The organism is Streptomyces sp. NPDC041108 (assembly GCF_055592645.1).
The window spans coordinates 558,296-578,089 of record NZ_JBVIYK010000003.1 but is presented as its reverse complement, the minus strand read 5'-3'; the positions used below and the strand labels follow the sequence as shown (position 1 = coordinate 578,089).

Genomic DNA, 19,794 nt, shown 5'->3' with positions numbered 1-19,794 from the left:
CCCCTCAACGACGTTCTTGAACGCGTTCAAAGCGTCCTGAGGGAGACTGTAGACCTCTTTTTGAACACGTTCAAGCGGTCATCCGGTGCGGGCCAGCTCCGGCCGCTTGCTGTAGTCCGTGAGCCCGATGACGTTCCCCCAGGGATCCGCGAACTCGACGGTCCAGCCGGTGGCGACGGAGAACGGGGCGTCGAGCGGCGGCACTCCCGCCGCCGCGAGGGCCCGCGCGGCGGCCCGCGCGTCGGGCACCTCCAGCCACATCCGCGCGGAGGCCCACACGGGCGGCCGCTGCGGCAGCTCCTCCTCCACCCGCAGCAGCAGGCCGGGCGTCTCCTTGCCCACCTTCAGCCCCGCGATCCCGGCCTCGTCCAGCCGGAAGCCCACCTCGAAGCCGGCCCGCTCGTAGAAGGAGACGGCCTGGCCGAGGTCGCCGACGGGGAGGAGGAGGTTGTCGAAACCGAGCAGCTCGTACGACTCATTGTCTGACATGTCGTCAGATTAGAGCGTCGGTCGGTGGGGTGGTGGGAGCGACGGCACCTGCATGGCTCGGTCGGGGGACGGGGGGCCAGGCAGGCGAAAGGGGCCGGCCGCGGCTTTCCGCGGTCGGCCCCTTCTCCGTACTCCGGTCAGCCGATGGCGATCCGGGTCTTCCAATAGCTCGCGGGCGCGATGATCTCCGTACCGGAGCCGGACAGGACCGTCTTCCCGCCGGCGTAGAAGCGGACCGAACCGTCGGCCCGCACGGTCCAGATGTCGGGGACGCCGTCCCCGTTCGCGTCCGGGGTTCCGATGAGCAGCGGAACGTTGGCGTTGGACCAGCCGGCGGAGCCGTACTCGAGATCCGTGCCGCCGGAGGAGTCTGCGCCGGATGACAAGGAGTCCAGATCGGTGCCGCCGCCGCTCGCCGCCTTGCCCTTGCGGAGCATGAGCTGGGAGTGGACGTCCGCGCGGTACACCATGTCCGTCACCCCGTCGCCGGTGATGTCCAGCACGGTGACGATGTCCCTCTCGGTCCAGGCCGAGGCCGACAGCCGGACCGCCTGGTCGATGGTGGCGCCGTGGTAGCCGGTGAGAGCCCAGAGTTCGTCGCCCGCGGTGGCGAAGAAGTCGGTACGGCCGTCGCCCGTGGCATCACCCGTGGACACGATCTGCGTCAGCGAGGCCGGGCTGGGAGCCCCCTCGGGCAGCAGGATCTCCACGCGCCTGTCGATGTTGACGGCACCGTAGCCGTCGCCGGGGTACACCCACAGCCTGCCGCCGACGCGCACCACCAGGTCCTGGAGGCCGTCACCGCCGTAGATGTCCCCGTTGTGGGTGATCAGAGCCCCCTTGAAGTGCCCGGAGGGCGCGCCGACGTACGGCGGCAGGTCGTCGCCGTTCGGATCCTTGTCGGGGTTGGCCCGGTAGGCGCCGGCCATTGAGTAGTCCAGGTCACCGGAGCCCTTGTCGAGGTCGTTGGTGGCCTGGGAGGGGTAGAGGGACAGGTTGCCCGCCTCAGTGACAGCCATCAGGTCCGGGAGCTTGTCCCCGGTGAAGTCGCCGGGCGAGTCGGCCTGGTCGCGCGGGGAGACGTAGAAGAAGTACTTCGTCGGCTGTGACACGTTGCCCGCGCCGTCCACGGTCCGCACGTACAGCACGTTGGGCCCGGCGGTGGGCGGCTTGGCATTGGTCAGGGTGGCGCTGACGGTGGTCGCGGTGCCGGCCTTCCGGTCCAGATGGAAGGGATAGCTGGGCGAGTTGAATCCGTACTCGTACCGCACGACGTCCGTGTTGAGCGCGCGCACGGTGAAGGTGCCCGCCGTGCCGAATTTCTTGGTGCTCCATTTCGTGTCGTCGGCGCCGCTGCCGAAGCCGTTCTCGTCCGTGTCGGCGTTGGGGAAATCAGTGGAGCCGACCTTGGGCAACTTCGGTGCGGCGGTGTCGAGGACGAAGCGGCACGGTGTTTTTGCCGGGGAGAACGGGGAGAACGATCGCGCGTCGTCCCGGGCCCGCACCCGCCAGGAGTAGAGGGTGCCGTTGGTCAGTTTGCTGGTGGAGAACGCGTCGGTCGTCTCCAGCGCGGTGCCGTTGTCGTCGTCGTGCGCGTTCACCCTGCCGGTCTTGCCGAGAAGATCGCCCGTCTTCGCCCATTTGCCGTGCGGCCATAGATCGAAGTCGAAGTAGTCGAGATTCTTGTCCTTGTCGGACGCCTTCGCGGTGAAGGTCAGACTTCCCGATCCCATCCGGACGTACGGCTGAGTGGTGGTGCATTTGGCGTCAGGACCGAGGTCGAGGGAGGTGGGAGCCGTGGGCTTGCGGTTGTAGATGAGTTCGAGGACGGGCGGGTTCTCCCCGTTGGCCTGGAACTTCTTCCACGCGTACTGCGAGTGCTCGTCCCGCGCGCGCATCCCGAACGTGATGCTGTCCCGGCCTTCGTCGGCCTTCTTCTGGGCGGCCGCACGGACGTTGAAGCCTTCCCAGGCGTCCCGGCAACCGGACTTGTAGCCGTGCGCGAAGCTCTTGCTGGTGATCTTGTTTCCGTCGTGCAGTCTGGGCGCGTTCCTCCAGTTGGTGCGCCCGCTGACCTTGCCGGTGAGATGCACGCTCATCGAGCGGGGGCTGCACGACCAGGAGTAGGTCTCCAGCATGTACAGCTTCGCCGACTCGATCTTCGTGCCCTTGAGGTCCTTGTCGAAGTCGATGTTGAAGTAGGAGCGCGAGGTGCCCCAGGTGTCCGACTCGAAGCCGACCCGGGCCTCGTGCGTGCCGCCCTTGTTGAAGCCCTTGCCGTTGTAGAACGTGGCGTTGGGGTGCCTGCTGTACGCGGTGGTCCAGTTCTGGACGTGCTTCTTGACCGACGGGTCGACGAAGACCGGGTACGTGGTGGCCGGGTCGCCGAGGAAGTCCTGGTCGGGTGTGAGGAGCCAGTTCGCGCCGGACAGGTCGGTCTCGACCAGCTCGCCGCGGGAGTCGGGGGAGGGACCGTCGAGACCGGGCAGGCTGAGGGTGGCCGCCGAGCCGGACTGCGAGGGCTCGGGCGTCGGCTCGGCCGGCGCGGACGGCGGCGGGGTGTCCGACGGAGTGGGCGCGGGGTCGTCGTCCGAGGCCACCGGGAGCTCCTCGGGGTCCGGGTCGACCTGTTCGTCCGTCTCGACGAGCTCTTCCTCGGTGGGGCTCGCGCCGTCGTCCGGCGTGGGCGTGGACGAGTCGACGGGGTCGGGGCTCTCCGGGTCGGTGGGCTGCGCGGAGGCGCCGACCGATCCGTCGGTGACCGCCGGAGCGCCGCTGCTGTCCCACATCAGTGGCGTCGGCGACAGCGCGACCTCTTCACCGTCGGCATCCTCGGCGGCGAGGACGCCGGTGATCGGGTTCAGCCGGAACGACAGGTCCGCCGAGGTGATGCCGTAGGTGAGCTGCTTGGCGCGCGGGTCGGCCGCGGCCTGCCGGTTCTTCAGGACCAGCAACTGCGCGAAGCCGTCGTCGTCGGCCGTCAGCACCAGATCGGCACCGGGGAAGATCTCCGGGTACAACGCGCGCGAGCCGTCGACGATCGGGGCGGGGACCGGGCCGGGCCAGGTGAGGCGGATGTCGTGGCCGTCGACGGTGAGGGTGACGAGGGTGCTCGCGTCGGCGGCGGCCGTCCTGAGGCTCTTGAACAGGGAGACCCGCTGCGCGGTGGACCGGGACGCGTGCTGTTCGTCGTCACGCTCCCTGTCACGGGTCGCCTCGGAGCCGGCCGAGAACACCATCCTGGTGTTGGTGGCCTTCGGCTCCCAGCCGTTCCCCGTGCGGTGGAGGTCGTAGTCGATGTCCTTCCACTCACCGCCCACCTTGGCCCGGACCGGGGAGGAGTAGAGCTTCTTGGCCATCCTGCCGTCCGGCCGCGCCCAGGTGGTGGACCGCGCCGTACGCAGCGCCGTGACCTCGACGGGCTTCCCGGTTCTCGCCGCTCGCGCGAGCGCGGCGGCGTCCGTGACCGGCTTCGCCCTCCGGCCGCCGCTCGACCTGTCGTGCGAACCCGGCTCGTCCAGGCCGAGGCCGATGAAAGTGATGCCGGTGGCAGCGAGCGCCGCGGTGAGTACGGCGGCGGTGGTCCGTCCGCCGGGTACGCGACGCCCGTCGCGCTCCTTGCGCGTCATCGGGCGAGTTCCCCTTCCCCCGTGTGGAACCGGCGCGGGACAGGGCTCGGCCGGGCCAGCCGATGATGGCTCACGAGAGCGCTGCCGTCACGCTTCACGAAATGCGGGCGCCGAATGAGTCGGGCAACGGCGGGAATCGTAAAGAGAGTTGTGAGCGGCCTTCGACAACTGCCCCGGGGGTGAATCATCTTGGGGCGAAAGGTTGCAGACCAGCCGTTAACTGCCCTGATTTCGTGGGCGTTCGCGGAAGGCCGTGCTGAATTGCGTATTTGATCGCGGACCGGTCACTGCTTCCGGTGAAGCACAGGTAAATACGCTTTAAAACTCTACCGACCGTTACCACCTGTTACGCACCGTGGTGATCATCACATCCCCACAGTTGATCTAGCGGAACTCCACAGAGGCGACACAGAATCTGCACCATCTGATACGCCATCACGCGTGGTCCCTTCTCGGTCCCGCCTCGAATGGTCCGGGGGGACCTCGCCGTGTTCGGTCGCTTCTTGCCTGTCCGCTCGCGTCGGCTGCGCCGGGTGCGCGCGGCCGTCGTGCCCACACTCGGGGCGGCGCTGCTCGTGGGGCTGCTGCCCGCGCAGTCGTTCGCGCTGCCGCCGGACCCGGCCGCGGCCGAGAAGGGCCGCGAGACCCTCAAGCTCGAGACACTCGACGAGGACGAGATCGTCGCCGGAGCGGTCGCCGAGCCCGATCTGGAGACGCTTAAGGTCGACGTCCCTCCGGACCGGCAGCAGGCTCCGACGGGCACGGTCACCACACCGGCGTCCGGTACGGGGGCGGTCACCTTCGGCGCGGCCGCGGGCTCGACGCCCGCATCGGCGCGTACGGCCTCGACCGCCTCGACCGCCTCGACCGCCTCGACCGCCTCGACGGGCTCGACCGCCCAGCCGGTCGCCCTGACCCCCGTCGAGAACCTCCCCGTCAGCCTCGGGCAGGCCCCGGAGGAGTCGGCACCCACCGGCACCTGGCAGGTCCAGGTCTACGACCGCGCCGCCGCCGTGTCCCAGGGCGTCGACGGCACCGTCGTCAAGGTCCAGGCCCCGGCCACCGGATCCGTGCCGATCGCGGTCAAGCTCGACTACGCGAAGTTCAAGAACCTCTACGGCGCCGACTGGGCCTCCCGCCTGCGCTTCGTCCAGTTCCCCGAGTGCTACCTGACCAGGCCCGACGACGAGGCATGCCAGGAGTACGAGGAGCTGGAGACCACCAACGACGTCCAGGCCCAGTCGATCACCGCCACCGTCGACACGGCGGCGGACGGAACCGTCACGCCCGCTTCCGCCCGCACGGCCCCCTCCGGCGGGCCGTCGATCGCCCAGGCGTCCCACCGCACGTCGGCCACCGGAGTCACGTCGGCCACCGGGATCACTCCGGTCGCCGCGACCGGTGACGCGGCCGTCGTCGGCGCGGTCGACTCCGGCGGCGGTGCCGGCGGCACGTTCAAGGCAACACCGCTGGCCTCCAGCGGCAAGTGGTCGGCCGGCGGTTCGTCCGGTGCGTTCACCTGGTCGTATCCGCTGACGGTCCCGGCGGCCCCCGCGGGCCCTGCCCCCAACGTCGAGTTCAGCTACAACTCCCAGACCGTGGACGGCCGGACAGCCGTCGCCTCGCCCCAGTCCTCCTGGATCGGCGAGGGCTGGGACTACGACGCCGGTCACATCGAGCGCCGTTACCGCGCCTGCCAGGACGACCGCAAGAAGATGAAGTCCGGCACCGCCAACAACACGGCCAAGAAGGACAAGACGTCCGACCTGTGCTGGGTGTCGCACAACGCGGTGATGTCCCTGGGCGGCAGGACGACGGAACTGGTGCGGGACGCCGCCTCCGGCAGCGACCCCGAGAAGGACACCGAGCTCTACCGCCCCGAGAGCGACGACGGCACCCGCGTCGAGCACCACGTCGGCGGCACCAACGGCGACAACAACGGCGAGTACTGGATCGTCACGACCACGGACGGCACGAAGTACTACTACGGCCTCAACAAGGTCGGCGGCGGCCACGCCGACACCGACTCCGTCTCCACCGTCCCCGTCTTCGGCAACCACCCCGGCGAGCCCTGCCACGCCACGGCCTTCGCCGACTCCCGCTGCGGCTCCGGCAAGAAGCAGGCCTGGCGCTGGGGCCTGGACAAGGTCGTCGACGTGCACGGCAACGCCCTGGTCGTCACCTGGAAGCAGGAGACGAACCACTACGCGGTGAAGAAGAAGTTCAAGTCCCCCGAGCAGTACGACCGTTTCGCCTACCCGACGACCATCGAGTACGGCATGCGCGGGGACCTGACCAAGCCGTCCGCGACCGTCGAGTTCGGCGTGGCGCAGCGCTGCCTGAAGTCGGCGACGGCCTGCGACGCGGCGAACTTCGCCAAGACCTCCGACCCGGGCGCGTACCGCCCCTGGTGGGACACCCCCGGCAACCTCAACTGCAAGTCGACGTCGAAGCTCTGCCCGGCCTTCCCCTCCTTCTGGACCCAGATGCGTCTGGACTCGGTGACGACGAAGGCGGCCCGCGCCGGCCAGACCGGCCTCGGCAAGGTGGACACGTACGAACTCCACCAATCCTTCCCCGAGGACTGGTACTACACGTCCCCCGGCCTCTGGCTGAACTCGATCACCCGTCGCGGCTTCGCCCCGGGCGACACCACCGGCACGCTCCAGCACAAGGACGGCGTCAGCTTCGGCGAGTACACGGTCGGCTCCTCCTCCGAACTGAAGGGGCGGCTGAGGGACCGCCAGCTCCCCAACCTGGTGTCGAGCGGCCCGAAGGACCAGCGTCCGCCCTTCACCCGCCCCCGCATCGGCACGGTGGCCACCGAGCACGGCGGTGACATCGAGATCGAGTACAAGGGCGGCTGCGCGAGCGAGCCGTCGGAGGACAAGGGCAGAGACAACGGCACCTGCTACCCGGTCCGCTGGTCGCCGGACGGCGACGAGAAGAAGCCCGCGAAGTCCTGGTTCAACAAGTACGTCGTGTACTCCGTGACCGAGAACGACAAGGTCACCTCGCGGGGCAAGCTGATCTACACCCAGTACGACTACTCGGAACCCGCCTGGGCGAAGTCCGACGACGAGTTCACCCGGCCGTCCCTGCGTACGCACAGCGTCTGGCGCGGATACCGCCAGGTGGCGGTCACCAAGGGCAGCAGGAGCACCTCCGCGGCGGTGCCGCAGGCGCAGTCGTACTCCGAGACCCGCTACTTCCAGGGCGTCGGCGGCGAGGTCAAGGACTCCACGAAGAAGTACACGCTCGTCGCCGACGACGAACCGCAGTACGCGGGCATGACGGCGGAGAGTCTCACGTACCTCGACTCGGACAGGGGCACGCCGAAGAAGCGCACCCTCACCTTCCCCTGGTCGAAGCAGACCGCGTCCCGGTTCCGTGAGGCCGAGGACGGCGCGGACATGGATCCGCTTCTGGCCCACCGCAGTGGTGTGAAGCGTACGGACGAGATCCAGAAGGTCGGTGACAGCTGGCGGGCCGTCCGCACGCTGACGACCGTCGACGACACCTACGGCATCCCGGTGCAGGTCGAGACGGCGGTGGTCGAGCCGGACGGCTCCGGCGAGAAGTTCTCCGACCGGATCTGCACCAGGACGTCGTACGTGCACAACACGTCGGCCTGGCTCATCGGCCTGCCCAAGCAGCAGCGCACCACCGGCACCACCTGCGCGGATCACGACAGTGCCGACCCCGCCACGCAGCTGATCAGCGCGAGCCGCACCACCTACGACAACCAGTCCTACGGCGACGCCCCGACGAAGGGGCTGGTCACGGCCGCCGCCGGGGTGAACGGCGCCGGGACCTCGTACTCGGTCGTCACGAAGACGACGTACGACCCGCTGGGCCGGGTCCGTACCGTCGCCAAGCCGGGCGCCGGTACGACGGAGATGCGGTACACCCCGGGCGACACCGGTGGTCCCGTCACCTCGGTGGAGGCGATCAACGCCAAGGGCCACACGGTGACCACGACCTTCGATCCGGGCCGCAGCCTGGCGCTGACGGTCAAGGACGCCAACGGCCGGGTCACCCGCAGCGAGTACGACGCCCTCGGCCGCTTCGTGAAGGGCTGGTCGCCGTCCCGTTCCTCGGGGGGCAAGTCACCGAACGTCGAGATCGAGTACCAGCCGGCGGTCGCCACCTCGAAGGAGTCCCGGCCCGCCGCCGTCACGACCAGGTCGCTGAAGGACGACGGCACCTACAGCCGTCAGGTGACCATCTACGACGGCCTGATGCGTCAGGTCCAGACCCAGTCGGAGGCGCACGGCCCCGGCCGCGTCGTCACGGACACCACCTACAACGACCACGGCCTGGTCGACGAGCAGACCAGTGCCTACCTCGCGAAGAACGGGCCGGTCGCCGAACTCTTCTCGCCCAGGTCGAAGTCGCTCGTCCCGGCCCGGATCAAGCACCGCTACGACGGTCTGGAACGGCCGGTCAGCCAGTCGACGTACCACGACGAGAAGCTGGCGTACGCAGCCAGGACGGAGTACGGCGACACCAGCACCTATGTGGACCCGGCGGGCTCGACGTCGCCGCGCGTCCGGACCGTGACGGACGCGCTCGGCCGGGTCACCTCGGTCGTCCATCACAAGGACGACAGCACGAGCGCCGGACGCACGACCACCTACGGGTACGACGACCGCGGCCTGCGCACCAGCGTCACCGACCCTGCCGGCAACGAGTGGACGTACACGTACGACGCCCGGGGCCGGGTCACCTCCACGACCGATCCGGACGTGGGCAAGACGGACACGTGGTACGACGAGGCCGACCGGCCGTACAAGGTCACGGACGCCGAGAAGCGGACGACGTACACGGAGTACGACGAGCTGGGCCGGGTCAGGTTCGTCCGTGAGGGCTCCGAGACGAGCAATCCCGTCAAGTCGTTCACGTACGACTCCCTGTCGGGCGCCCTCGGTCAGCCGGTCGCCTCCACCAGGCACACCGCGAACGGCGACTACGTCAGCCGCGTCACGGGCTACGACACCGAGTACCGGCCCACGGGTACGGAGACCGTGATCCCCGCCAACACCATGACGACGGGCGTCGCGGGCACGTACCCGTACCAGTACACGTACACCCAGACCGGAAAGCCGCAGACGGTCACGCTGCCGTCGGTGGGCGGGCTGGCCCAGGAGAAGGTCGTCACCCGCTACAACAGCGACGGCCTCACCGAGTCGACCTCGGGTCTCGCCTGGTACACGTCCGACGTCACCTACTCGCCGTACGGCGAACCCCTGCGGACGGTGTCCGGCTCCCAGCCCAACCGCGTGTGGACGACCAACTTCGTCGACCCCTACACCGGACGCCTCCAGCGCACGGTCGCGGACCGGGAGACCGCCGGCCCGCATCGCATCTCGGACAGCTCCTACTCGTACGACAAGTCCGGTGTCATCACGTCGAACGCCCGTCAGCTGTCGGACGCCTCCGGTGACACCTGGGACATGCAGTGCTTCACGTACGACGTGATGGGGGAGCTGGCCAACGCCTGGACGTCGAACATCTCTCCCACGGGCAATGGCACGGGGTGCAAGTCGGCGAACGGTACGACGTGGGGGCCGCGCACGGACTACGCGGCCTCGTCGGGGCCGGTCGCCGACGCGCCGGACACGGCGTCGGACGCCTCCGCCCCGGACGCCTCCCTGAAGTCGACCCTGGCGGCCACGGCCCCGGCCGCCGCCACGGTCTCCACGGGCGCCACCGCCTACCACCAGTCCTTCACCTTCGACTGGCTGGGCAACCGGGCCACCCTGACTGAGGCCGACCCGGCCGACGCGACCAAGAACGTCACCTTCACGTACGGCTACAACACCTCCAAGCAGCCGCACACGATGACGTCGATCGCGTCCAGCCCGGCGGGGCAGGGCAGCACGTACACGTATGACGCGGTGGGCAACACGAAACTCCGTGATCTGCCGGCCGGGGCGCAGGACCTGAAGTGGACCTCGGAGAACAAGCTCGACACGATCACCGTCGGCAGCAAGAAGACGACGTACGTCTACGATGCCGCCGGCAACCGCCTCCTGGAGAACTCCTCGTCCGGTACGACGCTGTACTTGGGTGAGACGGAGGTGACGACGGGCAGCGCCGGTGCGATCACTCGCGCCTCCCGGTCCTACTCCCAGCCGGGCGCCCCGACGGTGACCCGTACCACGACCAGCGGCGCGACGACGGGGCACCAGCTCTCGGCCCTCCTCGCGGACCACCTCGGCACGGCGAACACGGCGGTCGCCCTGGCGAGCGGCCAGGCGGTCACCCGCCGAGCCGCCAAGCCGTACGGCGAACTCCGCGGCCCGAAGCCGGCGTCGTGGCCCAACAAGCGCGGCTACATCGGCGTCGGCATCGAGGACACGACCACCGGCCTGACCCACATCGGCGCCCGCGAGTACGACCAGAACGCGGGCCGCTTCATCTCGGCGGACCCGATCGTCGACATAGCGGACCCGCTGCAGATGAACGGGTACGCGTACTCGAACAACGGCCCGGTCTCTAACTCCGACCCCACGGGGCTGTGCCTGACCTGCGGCGAGGGACTGCCGATCGGAGGAACGGGCCACAACGGAACCGAGAAGCGCTATGTGGGTGCCCGGCAGGGGGCTTCTCAGGGAGGGGGCGGGGTCGGTGAGCCGAGCCGTACTCCGGAGGCGCAATGGGTGAGGGCCCATACGCCAAGATCGAACGATGCGCGCCAGGTGGCCAGTCAGTATTACGCCAACGGAACCAACATGCTCACCAACGGCGCTGACTACTGGTATCCGAAGACGAACGTTTTCGGTACTCCGGAAACAGTCTGCTTCGGTCGCTCTGCCTGCAACGCGGCGTACGCCTACTCCCTCGCCCATCCGGATGATGCGGCCGGCGCGAAGGAGATCGCCGCCAACTTCTGCGTAGAGAATCTGAAGAAATGTCAGACGGATGCCCGTGTCTGGGCACGAACGATGGAGCTCGGGGACGAGTTCGTCATGGCCTGGGGCATGGGCCCAGGCCGTATGGCTGGTGCGGCTGGCCGGAAAACCGGAGGTTGCACGCAGTGCTTCCTCGCGGGCACTGACGTCCTCATGGCTGACGGCACCACGAAGGACATCGAGGACGTCGAAGTCGGAGACAGGGTTCAGGCCACGGACCCGGAGACCGGTGAGACGGGAGCGCGTGAAGTCACCCATCTCATAGTCACGGAGGACGACAAACACTTCAACGAACTCTCCATCGCCACGAGGGACGGCGTCGAACAGCTCACAGCGACCTACGAGCACCCCTTCTGGTCGCCGTCAGAGAACGACTGGATCGAGGCCGGCGACCTTAGGCCGGGGATGAGCCTGCTCACCGACGAAGCCGACACGGTCATCGTCACCGGGAACCGCGCCTACACGCGCCATGCCCGGACGTACAACCTCACTGTCGACGACCTGCATACGTTCTTTGTGCTGGCGGGCAACACTCCAGTGCTGGTCCACAACAGCCGGTGCCAGTTCGCCAGCATGTCTGGGCCCCAGGGCGTTACCCTCTGGCTTCCCCAGGGCCGCAAGGCCGTGGCGACGGCCAATAACCTGAAGGGGTGGTTCTACGACATCAAGCCAGCCGAAGCCGCGGCTGCTGGCTACCACAAGAGCACCAGATACGTGCGTGTCATGAATCCGGTGACCAGTGGGCCACATTCGTACCCAAACGGCTATGTGAGCTATCTCAACGAAGGAGGGCAAATCATCAATCCTGTTACCGGAAAAACCGTTGTCAAGTCCGATCCCTTCTGGCATATTCCGATCCCATGACCATAATGGATAATATCTTCGCCTCGCAGGATTATCATCCGGCTGCCGAGTCCGTCGGCTGGGACCCGCTGAAGGAGCGGGACGCCCTGGAGGATGCGCAACTTCTGGATTGTAGAGTGTGCCCGACTGTGAATCGTGCGGCGCTGCTCTTCGACATGCGTACGGCGTCGTACTATCCAACGGGCAATTCCGCCCTTCTCGTGGTCCGCGGGCTGCGATCGTTTCAGTGGAGCGGATCGCTGCAGCGGCAGAAACTGATGGCATTCTCGGTGATTTCCAGTAGGCCTTCTCGGGTCATTGATGGCGGATTGCGTCTGGATCTTCAGTTTTTCCCTGACGGTGATCTTTCTTTCGGTGGAGAATTTATGGAATTCTATCTTCTCGAGGTCCACGGGATCTCTGAAGCTCCACCGAGTTACCCAGGGAATGATCTAGATCAGGTGCGTCGTGATCTTCCCTCGTGGAATTCTGAATGTACGGTGCTGCAGTCGGCCTCCACGAGTGGTAAATGACACATCGGTGACGCTGAAATCGGCTTGTCAAGGTCCTCCTTGGTGAGTCTATTCACTTCATCTCGGCAGGCCGACTCTTGGGCAAGTAGCAGCGGCTAACGCAATGAGGCTGATTGCTCCTGGTTGCCGTGTCCGTGGCGGTAGTTGAGCGTTCGGTCCGTTGTGGGGACGTCGCCGTGGAGCGTGTCGGATGAGCTGTGGGATCACCTGGAGCCGCTGCTGCCGCGGCGTAAGCGCAGGTTCCGGTATCTGGGCCGCAAGCCGTTGCCGGACAGGAGGCCCTGTGCGGGATCTTGTACGTGACGCATACCGGGATCCAGTCGGAGTACCTGCCTCAGGACCTCGGCTTCGGCTCGGGCGTGACATGCTGGCGCCGTCTGCGGGACTGGAACGGGGCCGGAGTGTGGCAGCGACTGCACGAGGTCCTGCTGGCCGAGGTGAAGGCGGCCTCCCGGCTGGACCGGTCCCGCTGCGTGGTCGACTCCTCCCACCCATGTCAGAGCGCTAAAAGGGGGATCCACACGGGCCCCTCGCAGGTCGACCGGGGGCGGGCCAGCTCGAAGCACCACCTAATCACCGACGGGCACGGTGCCCCGCTCGCGGTCCTGCTGACCGGCGGCAACCGCAACGACGTCATCCAACTCCTGCCCCTGCTCGACGCGATCCCGCCGGTCCGGGGCCGGGTCGGCCGTCCCCGCCGCAAGCCGGACTCGCTGTTTGCCGACCGAGGCTACGACCACGGCATGTACCGCGACCAGGTCCGCGCCTGCGGCACCGTGCCCGCGATCGCCCGCTGCGGCAAGCTGCACGGCACCGCACCGGGCACCTACCGCTGGGTGGTCGAGTGAAGTTTTGCGCGGCTGCACGGCTTCCGCCGTCTGCGGATCCGCTGGGAACGGTGAGCCGACATCCACGAAGCGTTCCTCAAACTCGCCTGCTGCCTCATCACCCACCGGCAACTCAGCTAATTGTGTTAGCCGTTGTAAGTCGAGTAAGCAGGCATTCATGAATGCTTTGGAAGACTTCGTTGAGGGTCCTGGGAACGTTCAGTTGCGGGAACATATCGCGGGATGCCTGCCCGACATTATGCGGATCTCAATACTGGGCGTCATGGCTCGGTGGATATTAAATCGGGCGAGATTCTTGGTGCCTGGAAAACAAATGTGACTTCAGACCAGTTCTGGTATCTGGCCATGCAAGGGAAGCTATAGATGGCGACTTTGGAGCCGTTCCTTGTGCTTGCGAAGGCCGTTTCCGAAGGGAGGATTTCTCCTTCGGAGTTCTCTCTTGTCTGTCTTCCCCTGTGCAAGGGGGTGCGGCGGGGCGTATCCGTCTGGCGAGCAGTATTAGGCGGCGACAGATCTCACCTATGTCGCACATGGCTATGATTCAGCTGGCATCGGCATGCCAGATCTGCTGAACGATGATCAAATTCGCCAGAGGGCGGCTGATATTGCGCGGCGAATTAGGACACTCCTGCAGTAGCGGAATTTGAACGGGCTGTCTTGGGAGAGGAACGTTACAGTCGGCGTTGTTGTCGATGGATGAGTCAGAACGGCACGATTGCTGGCCATGACGCTGGGACAAAGCCGTCTACGACCGGCGCAAGCAACTCGGGCTGAGCGAGGCTGACCTGGCCGAGCGGCTGCACACCACCACCGACGAGATCGAAGGCATCGAGACCGCCACCGAACTGCCGCCCATCGCTGTCATCATGCGCCTGGCCCGAGCCCTGGGCCTCACCGTCGACATGCACCTCGCCCCTGGGGATGAGCCCACCGTCACCATCGTCACCCCAGCAGCCTGAACCCGGGAGGAGCCATGCATGACGCCTCCACAGCACTCGCCCGCGAGCTGGGCAGACTCGTCCACGACCGGCGCACCGACCTCGGGCTGTCCCAGGCCGAGCTGGCTGAGCGGTGCGGGATGAAACAGTCGCAGATCTCCCGCTTCGAAGCCGGCGGAACGGTGCCCACCCTTCTTATGCTGCGCCGCCTGGCCCGCGCCCTTAGAGCTGACTTGAGCATCAGTCTCATTCCGCACGACGAGGCCGCTTGACGTGGATCTCGAATCCAGAGCGTGGGGACACTCCGTGATTCAGTCGCATCTCGTCGTCCGCTGTTCCGCGGAACCCGGTGAAGTGGAAGTATCCGGGACCGTGGACGCCTTGGAGGAGTGGGCGAACGCCCTGATCCGGGACGACGTGGAGATCAGCACCAGCCCGGGGGATGATCCTTCCCCGTACTCCCGCTGCCTCACGGGCATCCGGGTGCGGTCGACCGCACCCAGGCTGGTGAAGATGTCCGTCGACGCGAACCGGCAGGCCCTGACCTTCACGGGTTCCGGGGAATCCATGAAGGTCCTGGCGGAGAACATCCGGGGCCTGTGCCGGGAAGGCGTGCCGGGGGAGCATCTGCACATCGAGTACTTCCCCGACCACTTCTACCTTGCGGAATCGAGGATCTCCCTCGTCGTGGAACGCGCCGACTGACGGTACTGACCGGTCAGGAAGAGCAGCCGCCCACCCGCCGGCTGCTCACCGCGATGTCGTCCATCCGCATTTCGAAGGCCGACGGGGACGGGTTCGACTGGTACAGCTGCCAGCCCAGCTTCAGTTTGTCGAAGGTGGGGAAGGTGAAGTCGTCCGTCGTGCCGCCGTGGTTCTTCGTGGAGACGGTCAGGCCGGGCTGGGGTACGCCGTTCAGGTAGACCGTGACGCGGTTGTCCGTGGCGTCCAGGTGGAACTCCGCGCACTGCCACTTGCCGGCCACCGCCGGCGCCGAGGTCTTCCAGTTCGTCCAGTCGCCCGTCGGGCCCAGGTCGGAGCCAACGCCCCAGAAGTTGCCCTTGTCCGTGGGGGCGTACTGGCCGCCGAGGGGGCGCACCAGGGTGGGCGAGTCGGTGCCGGAGGCCTCCGCGAGGGTCCAGTGCGCCCAGTCAGGGGCCGTGGGGAACTCGGTCACCCGCAGCCGCATCCGGGCCCAGAGGCTGTTGCCGGGCGGGGCGAGGTCGGGCAGGACCATGAAGGCGCGGCCGTTGCCCTCGGCGCGGAGGCGGAGTTCGCGGCCGTGGCCGTGCGTGCCGGGGACGACCGTCAGCGTGCCGTCGGACGCGTCGGTGGTCCAGCCCCGGCCCTGGGTCACCGGGCCGAGAGGGACACGGTTGAAGTTCTCCCGGACGAGCGTGCCGCCGTACGGGTCGTCGTGGACGGGCGTCGCCGAGGCTGTGGGGGGTATCGCGATCAGGATCGCGGCCGCGGCCGACAGTGCGGCCGCGGCTTTCCTCAGGATGTTCATGGGGTCAGTGTGTGATCAACCACCCCATCCGTCACAGGAGTTGGATGCGATCCGGCCAAGCGGTCATCGCTCGCGAAGCCGTCGCTACTGCGGGAAGGCCGGCTTCAGGCTCAGCTCTGTCATGCCGTCCGTCGTGATGCCGGACTCGTCCGCCCGGAAGAACAGGGACGTCTCACGGTTCATGCTGCCGACGAGGAGGTCCTTGTCGCCGTCGCCGTCGAGGTCACGCAGGCGAAGGGCGGAGCCGAACCGCTCGTACTCCCTGGGGTCCTTGAGAACTCCCGCCGTCGCCCGGCTGAACCACTCGGAGCCCGTGCCGGACAGCCCCTGTCTGCCGCCGTGCAGGAGGTGGAAGCCGCCCGCGTCCTTCACCGAGCCGATCTTCTCGCCGGGGACGCCGACCGCGAGGTCCGGGTAGCCGTCGCGGTTCGTGTCGCCGGCGGAGAGTTCGTACCCGAAGCCGTCCCTCTTCGTCGCGGCCGTGGCGACGCCCGAAGTCGCCTGGGTGATCCGGTACTTGGCGGCCGGGCCGCTCTTGCCGCCGCGCACGACGACCACCGAGCCCGCGCCCTTGTTGTACGACGTGTCGCTGACCGCCAGGTCTCCGTATCCGTCCTTGTCGAAGTCGGCGATGACGCCGGTCGGGCCGTAGTCCGGCTCCTTGCTGTTGATCACCACCAGTTTGCTGCTCCACTTGACCGTCCTGCCACCACGCAGCAGCCAGGCGTCCTGCGTCATCTTGTCCTTGCGGTAGCCCTGACCGAGGACGTACAGGTCGGTGGCCTTGTCCTTGGTCACCTTTCCCGCGACCAGCCCGGTGGGTTCGAAGGTGCGGGAGTGGTTCGAGCGGGTGTGCCTGGTGATCTTTCCCGTCCTGCCGGCCCGGGTGAAGCCGCCCCGGTAAAGAGAGATCGTGTCGATGCCGTCGGCGACCGCCAGGTCCGCCCTGCCGTCACCGTCGAAGTCTCCGGTTTCGAGTTCGTTCCCGAAGCCGCGGAGGTACGTGGCCTTGCCGGGGAGCCGGGTCGCCCTGGTGCCTAGACCGGACTTGGCGCCCCACATGATGGTGACCGCGCCCGCGCCGGCCTTGCCGCTCACCTTCTCGGAGCCGTCGGCGACGGCCAGGTCGGCGTAGCCGTCGCGATCGAGGTCGGCGGCAGCGAGATCCTTACCGAAATCATCGCCGAGGCCGCCCGCGTCACCGGCCTTCCCGGGGACGCCGGCACTGTTCTGTGTGAACGTCCTGGTCTTCTTGCCAGGTCCCGCGGCGGTCCCGTACGTCACGGTGAACTCGCCGTAGCCGGGTATCGCGTAGTCCCGGTATCCGTCGCCGTTGAAGTCGTCGGCGTGCTGGGCGGGGGCGGCACTCGCGGCGCCGGTCGAGAGGGTGAGCAGTCCGCCGGTCAGCGACACGGCCATGGCCGTAGAGAGAACCAGGCGGGTGTTCCGGGACGTCGACATGCGTCTCATGCGGGGTGTGTGTCTCCTGCGAAGTGTGTGCGGGTTCGCCCGGGCGAGCCCGCACGGGGCGGCTGCCTCACCGGTTTTCGCGAGCGTCTGTGGACAGGCGCTCGCCCATGCGCCGACCGTCGGCGGTCGGTCTCGTTCTCGCGCCGAACGGACGTACGGGAAAGGCTTGTTGAGGGAGGCAAGGATGGCACGGCCCGGGACTGGATTTTTCGCGGTGCGAGGGTGTCCCGTTGCGTCGTACAGTACGCGGACATGCCAACGCTGCCGGGGGAATTCCGAGGCGCGGGGCGAATTCTGGAGGGGAACTGCGCGGCTGGGATCCGGGCCCCTCGTCAACGGGGAGGGGCGTTCGCGGTGGGGTACGGGCGGAGAAGACGGACGGCGGTCGTGGTGGCCGTCGCGCTGGGGCTGTTGGTCGCGGGATGCGGGCAGCGCGCCAACCGGGACGAGCCGAGGGTCGCGTACAAGGAACTGCGGGACGTGCCCGAGGCGCTCGACGAGGACGGTACGACGATCCGCGTGGGTGACCCCGAGGCGCCGGTCACCGTTCATCTGTACGAGGACCCTCGCTGCCCCTACTGCGAGGAGTTCGAGCAGACCGGCGGTGGTCCGGCCGCGCGGGAACGGACGCTGGGGCGCACGGTCGTGACCGAGTACACCCTCGCCTCCTTTCTGGACGACAGACTGGGCGGCAGCGGCTCCAAGAAGGCCGTCAACGCGCTGCGCGCCGCGCTGGAGAAGGGCAAGTTCGCCGAGTACCACGCCGTCCTCTACGACAACCAGCCGGAGGAGGAGGTCGACGGCTTCACCGACGCGTATCTGCTGAAGCTCGCCGGGGAGGTGGAGGGACTGCGTAGTCCGGCCTTCGACTCCGCCGTGAAGACGATGAAGTACCGCGACTTCGTGACCAGGTCGGAGAAGGCCTACGAGCGGGCGGGCGGATCCGAGAACCCGGGCGGTCCCGGCACCCCCACCGCCGCCGTCAACGGAAGGCGGATCGTCGAGATGTACGGCGCGGTCCTGTACGACCGGTCCATGTTCGACCGGTTGCTGAAGACCGTGGAGCAGGACCCCATGGCCTGGGACGACGACAGGTCCATCTCACAGGACATGGGCTGACCCGGACGCACCGGTCCCGATGCGGACCGTCGCCCACGGGAACGGAACCCCGCAGACCGGCTGTCCCCTCCACCAGGGCGACCGTATGCTCGATGGCAACCTCAGCAAGGCGATGCTGCTCGCCGGGGCACGGGGGTCGCGTCCGCGGGATGTGACTCCGCCCACACGCGGGAGCGGGCCGAGGGTCCGGCCGAGGTGACAACTTCTCTCCGGGCCCTTCCCTCCTGCAATATGACGGACAGCCCATAGTCGGCCAGTCGGTCGGCCGTTCAGCCATCCCAGCCGCTCAAGCAAACGACACGCAGGAGTCAGTACCGTGACCGAGCAGCCTCAGCAGCCCGCTCAGCCCCCGCAGCCGCCGCAGCCCGGATACGGGTACCCGGGCGCGGCCCCCGGCCAGCCGGGCGCCAACCCCTACGGGGCTCCGCAGGCCGGCGACCCGTACGGGGCCTCGCAGGGCGGCTACCAGCAGCCCGGCTACGGCTACCCGCAGCAGGGCGGTTACCCCCAGGGCGGCGGCTACCAGGTGCCTCCCACGCCGGGCGGCGCGTACACCGGCGACCCCAACGCCCCGTACGGCTACGACCCCTACGGGCGGCCGTACTCGGACAAGTCGAAGATCGTCGCTGGCATCCTCTCGCTGTTCCTGGGCTCCTTCGGCGTCGGCCGCTTCTACATCGGCCACGTCGGCCTCGGCCTCGCGCAGCTGTTCACCTGCGGCGGCCTCGGCATCTGGGCGCTGGTCGACGGCATCATCCTGCTCACCGGCAGCAACACCACGGACTCCAACGGACGTGTCCTGCGTGGCTGAGCGCGGCCTCAGCACCCTCCGGCATCCGGCGGCGGCCCCCCTCGCGGTGGCCGCCGCCGGGCTGGCGGGCGCCGCGTACCTGTACGGCACCAACCCGCACGAGCCCGGCCACGTACTGCCCCAGTGCCCGTTCCGCTATGTCACGGGGCTCCTCTGCCCCGCCTGCGGCGGCACCCGCATGGTCTACGACCTGATGCACGGCCGCTTCGAAGCCGCCTGGCACGACAACCGGGTCCTGCTGCTCGCCGCGCCCTTCGCGCTCGCCCTGCTCGGCCGCTGGGCCGTCGAGGGCCTGCGCGGCCGCCGCTGGCGCCCCGAACTGAAGCCCCGCACCCAGGTCTTGATCCTGGGGGTCGCGGTGACGTGGACGATCGTCCGCAACGTGCGCTGAGCGGCTCCAGCGCGAAGGGGCCGAGCCATGTCGCCTTCCCGCTCCGGACCTCGTAAATCCCTTACGCCCGCTTTATGTTGCTCAGGTGTCGCAAGTTGGCTGGAATCGGATCACGGAATCGGAACGATCGCCTGAATCCTCTCCCGTCCGCCCCTTGCGTCTCACTACGCTGCAACCGCGACAGGGGGGATGACGGGGGACTACGTCGTGCTCATTCGTTGGCCGGTATTTGCCGTGCCCGATTGCTGCCGGTATTTTGCCGCGCCTTCTCTCCTGCGATTCCCCCCGGAGCAATC

12 protein-coding genes and 1 pseudogene are annotated in these 19,794 nt (G+C 67.8%); 9 read left to right on the top strand and 4 right to left on the bottom strand.

Annotated features, from left to right (window positions below; translation table 11 throughout):
* Nucleotides 1-78: 78 nt before the first annotated feature.
* Both ACZ6BB_RS12100 and ACZ6BB_RS12095 read right to left on the bottom strand, forming a co-directional pair.
* Complete coding sequence (locus ACZ6BB_RS12100; RefSeq protein WP_471615143.1) at nucleotides 79-489, bottom strand: VOC family protein; 411 nt, start codon at nucleotides 487-489, stop codon at nucleotides 79-81.
* Nucleotides 490-626: 137 nt separating this feature from the next.
* Nucleotides 627-4,118 (bottom strand): DNRLRE domain-containing protein, encoded by a 3,492-nt coding sequence (locus tag ACZ6BB_RS12095; protein ID WP_471615142.1) that lies wholly within the window; start codon nucleotides 4,116-4,118, stop codon nucleotides 627-629.
* 488 nt (nucleotides 4,119-4,606) lie between these two features.
* On the opposite strand from ACZ6BB_RS12095, the gene ACZ6BB_RS12090 reads away from it, so the two are divergent.
* The 6 genes and pseudogenes from ACZ6BB_RS12090 (at nucleotide 4,607) to ACZ6BB_RS12065 (ending at nucleotide 14,902) form a co-directional block, all read left to right on the top strand.
* Nucleotides 4,607-11,899 carry a polymorphic toxin-type HINT domain-containing protein gene (locus ACZ6BB_RS12090; protein ID WP_471615141.1) on the top strand — a complete coding sequence of 2,431 codons (7,293 nt, stop codon included), beginning with the start codon at nucleotides 4,607-4,609 and terminating at the stop codon, nucleotides 11,897-11,899.
* The gene (locus tag ACZ6BB_RS12085; protein WP_471615140.1) at nucleotides 11,896-12,411 is read left to right on the top strand and encodes a hypothetical protein; all 516 of its coding nucleotides are present in this window, start codon (nucleotides 11,896-11,898) and stop codon (nucleotides 12,409-12,411) included. The genes ACZ6BB_RS12090 and ACZ6BB_RS12085 overlap by 4 nt, the downstream gene beginning before the upstream one ends.
* 162 nt (nucleotides 12,412-12,573) lie before the next feature.
* A pseudogene (locus ACZ6BB_RS12080) lies at nucleotides 12,574-13,379 on the top strand (IS5 family transposase).
* 650 nt (nucleotides 13,380-14,029) lie between these two features.
* Complete coding sequence (locus ACZ6BB_RS12075; RefSeq protein WP_471615329.1) at nucleotides 14,030-14,218, top strand: helix-turn-helix domain-containing protein; 189 nt, start codon at nucleotides 14,030-14,032, stop codon at nucleotides 14,216-14,218.
* 14 nt (nucleotides 14,219-14,232) lie between these two features.
* Nucleotides 14,233-14,469 (top strand): helix-turn-helix domain-containing protein, encoded by a 237-nt coding sequence (locus ACZ6BB_RS12070; RefSeq protein WP_471615139.1) that lies wholly within the window; start codon nucleotides 14,233-14,235, stop codon nucleotides 14,467-14,469.
* A gap of 100 nt (nucleotides 14,470-14,569) precedes the next feature.
* On the top strand, nucleotides 14,570-14,902 hold the full coding sequence (locus tag ACZ6BB_RS12065; RefSeq protein WP_471615138.1) for an Imm32 family immunity protein: 333 nt from the start codon (nucleotides 14,570-14,572) through the stop codon (nucleotides 14,900-14,902).
* A gap of 13 nt (nucleotides 14,903-14,915) precedes the next feature.
* Here ACZ6BB_RS12065 and ACZ6BB_RS12060 read toward each other — a convergent pair whose 3' ends face one another.
* Together ACZ6BB_RS12060 and ACZ6BB_RS12055 are read right to left on the bottom strand one after the other, a co-directional pair.
* Entirely contained in the window at nucleotides 14,916-15,707 is a 792-nt protein-coding gene (locus ACZ6BB_RS12060; protein WP_471615137.1) for a hypothetical protein, read from the bottom strand.
* An 84-nt stretch (nucleotides 15,708-15,791) separates the two neighbouring features.
* The gene (locus tag ACZ6BB_RS12055) at nucleotides 15,792-17,177 is read right to left on the bottom strand and encodes an FG-GAP and VCBS repeat-containing protein (RefSeq protein WP_471615136.1); all 1,386 of its coding nucleotides are present in this window, start codon (nucleotides 17,175-17,177) and stop codon (nucleotides 15,792-15,794) included.
* A 387-nt stretch (nucleotides 17,178-17,564) separates the two neighbouring features.
* Between ACZ6BB_RS12055 and ACZ6BB_RS12050 the strand changes: the two genes are divergently transcribed.
* The 3 genes from ACZ6BB_RS12050 to ACZ6BB_RS12040 all read left to right on the top strand — a co-directional run bounded on the left by ACZ6BB_RS12050 (nucleotide 17,565) and on the right by ACZ6BB_RS12040 (nucleotide 19,498).
* Nucleotides 17,565-18,296 carry a DsbA family protein gene (locus ACZ6BB_RS12050; protein ID WP_390805833.1) on the top strand — a complete coding sequence of 244 codons (732 nt, stop codon included), beginning with the start codon at nucleotides 17,565-17,567 and terminating at the stop codon, nucleotides 18,294-18,296.
* Between the two features lie 316 nt (nucleotides 18,297-18,612).
* Nucleotides 18,613-19,107: a TM2 domain-containing protein gene (locus tag ACZ6BB_RS12045; RefSeq protein WP_409088465.1), complete on the top strand. Its 495-nt coding sequence runs from the start codon at nucleotides 18,613-18,615 to the stop codon at nucleotides 19,105-19,107.
* On the top strand, nucleotides 19,100-19,498 hold the full coding sequence (locus ACZ6BB_RS12040; protein ID WP_471615135.1) for a DUF2752 domain-containing protein: 399 nt from the start codon (nucleotides 19,100-19,102) through the stop codon (nucleotides 19,496-19,498). Before ACZ6BB_RS12045 ends, ACZ6BB_RS12040 begins: the two co-directional genes overlap by 8 nt.
* Nucleotides 19,499-19,794 lie beyond the last annotated feature (296 nt).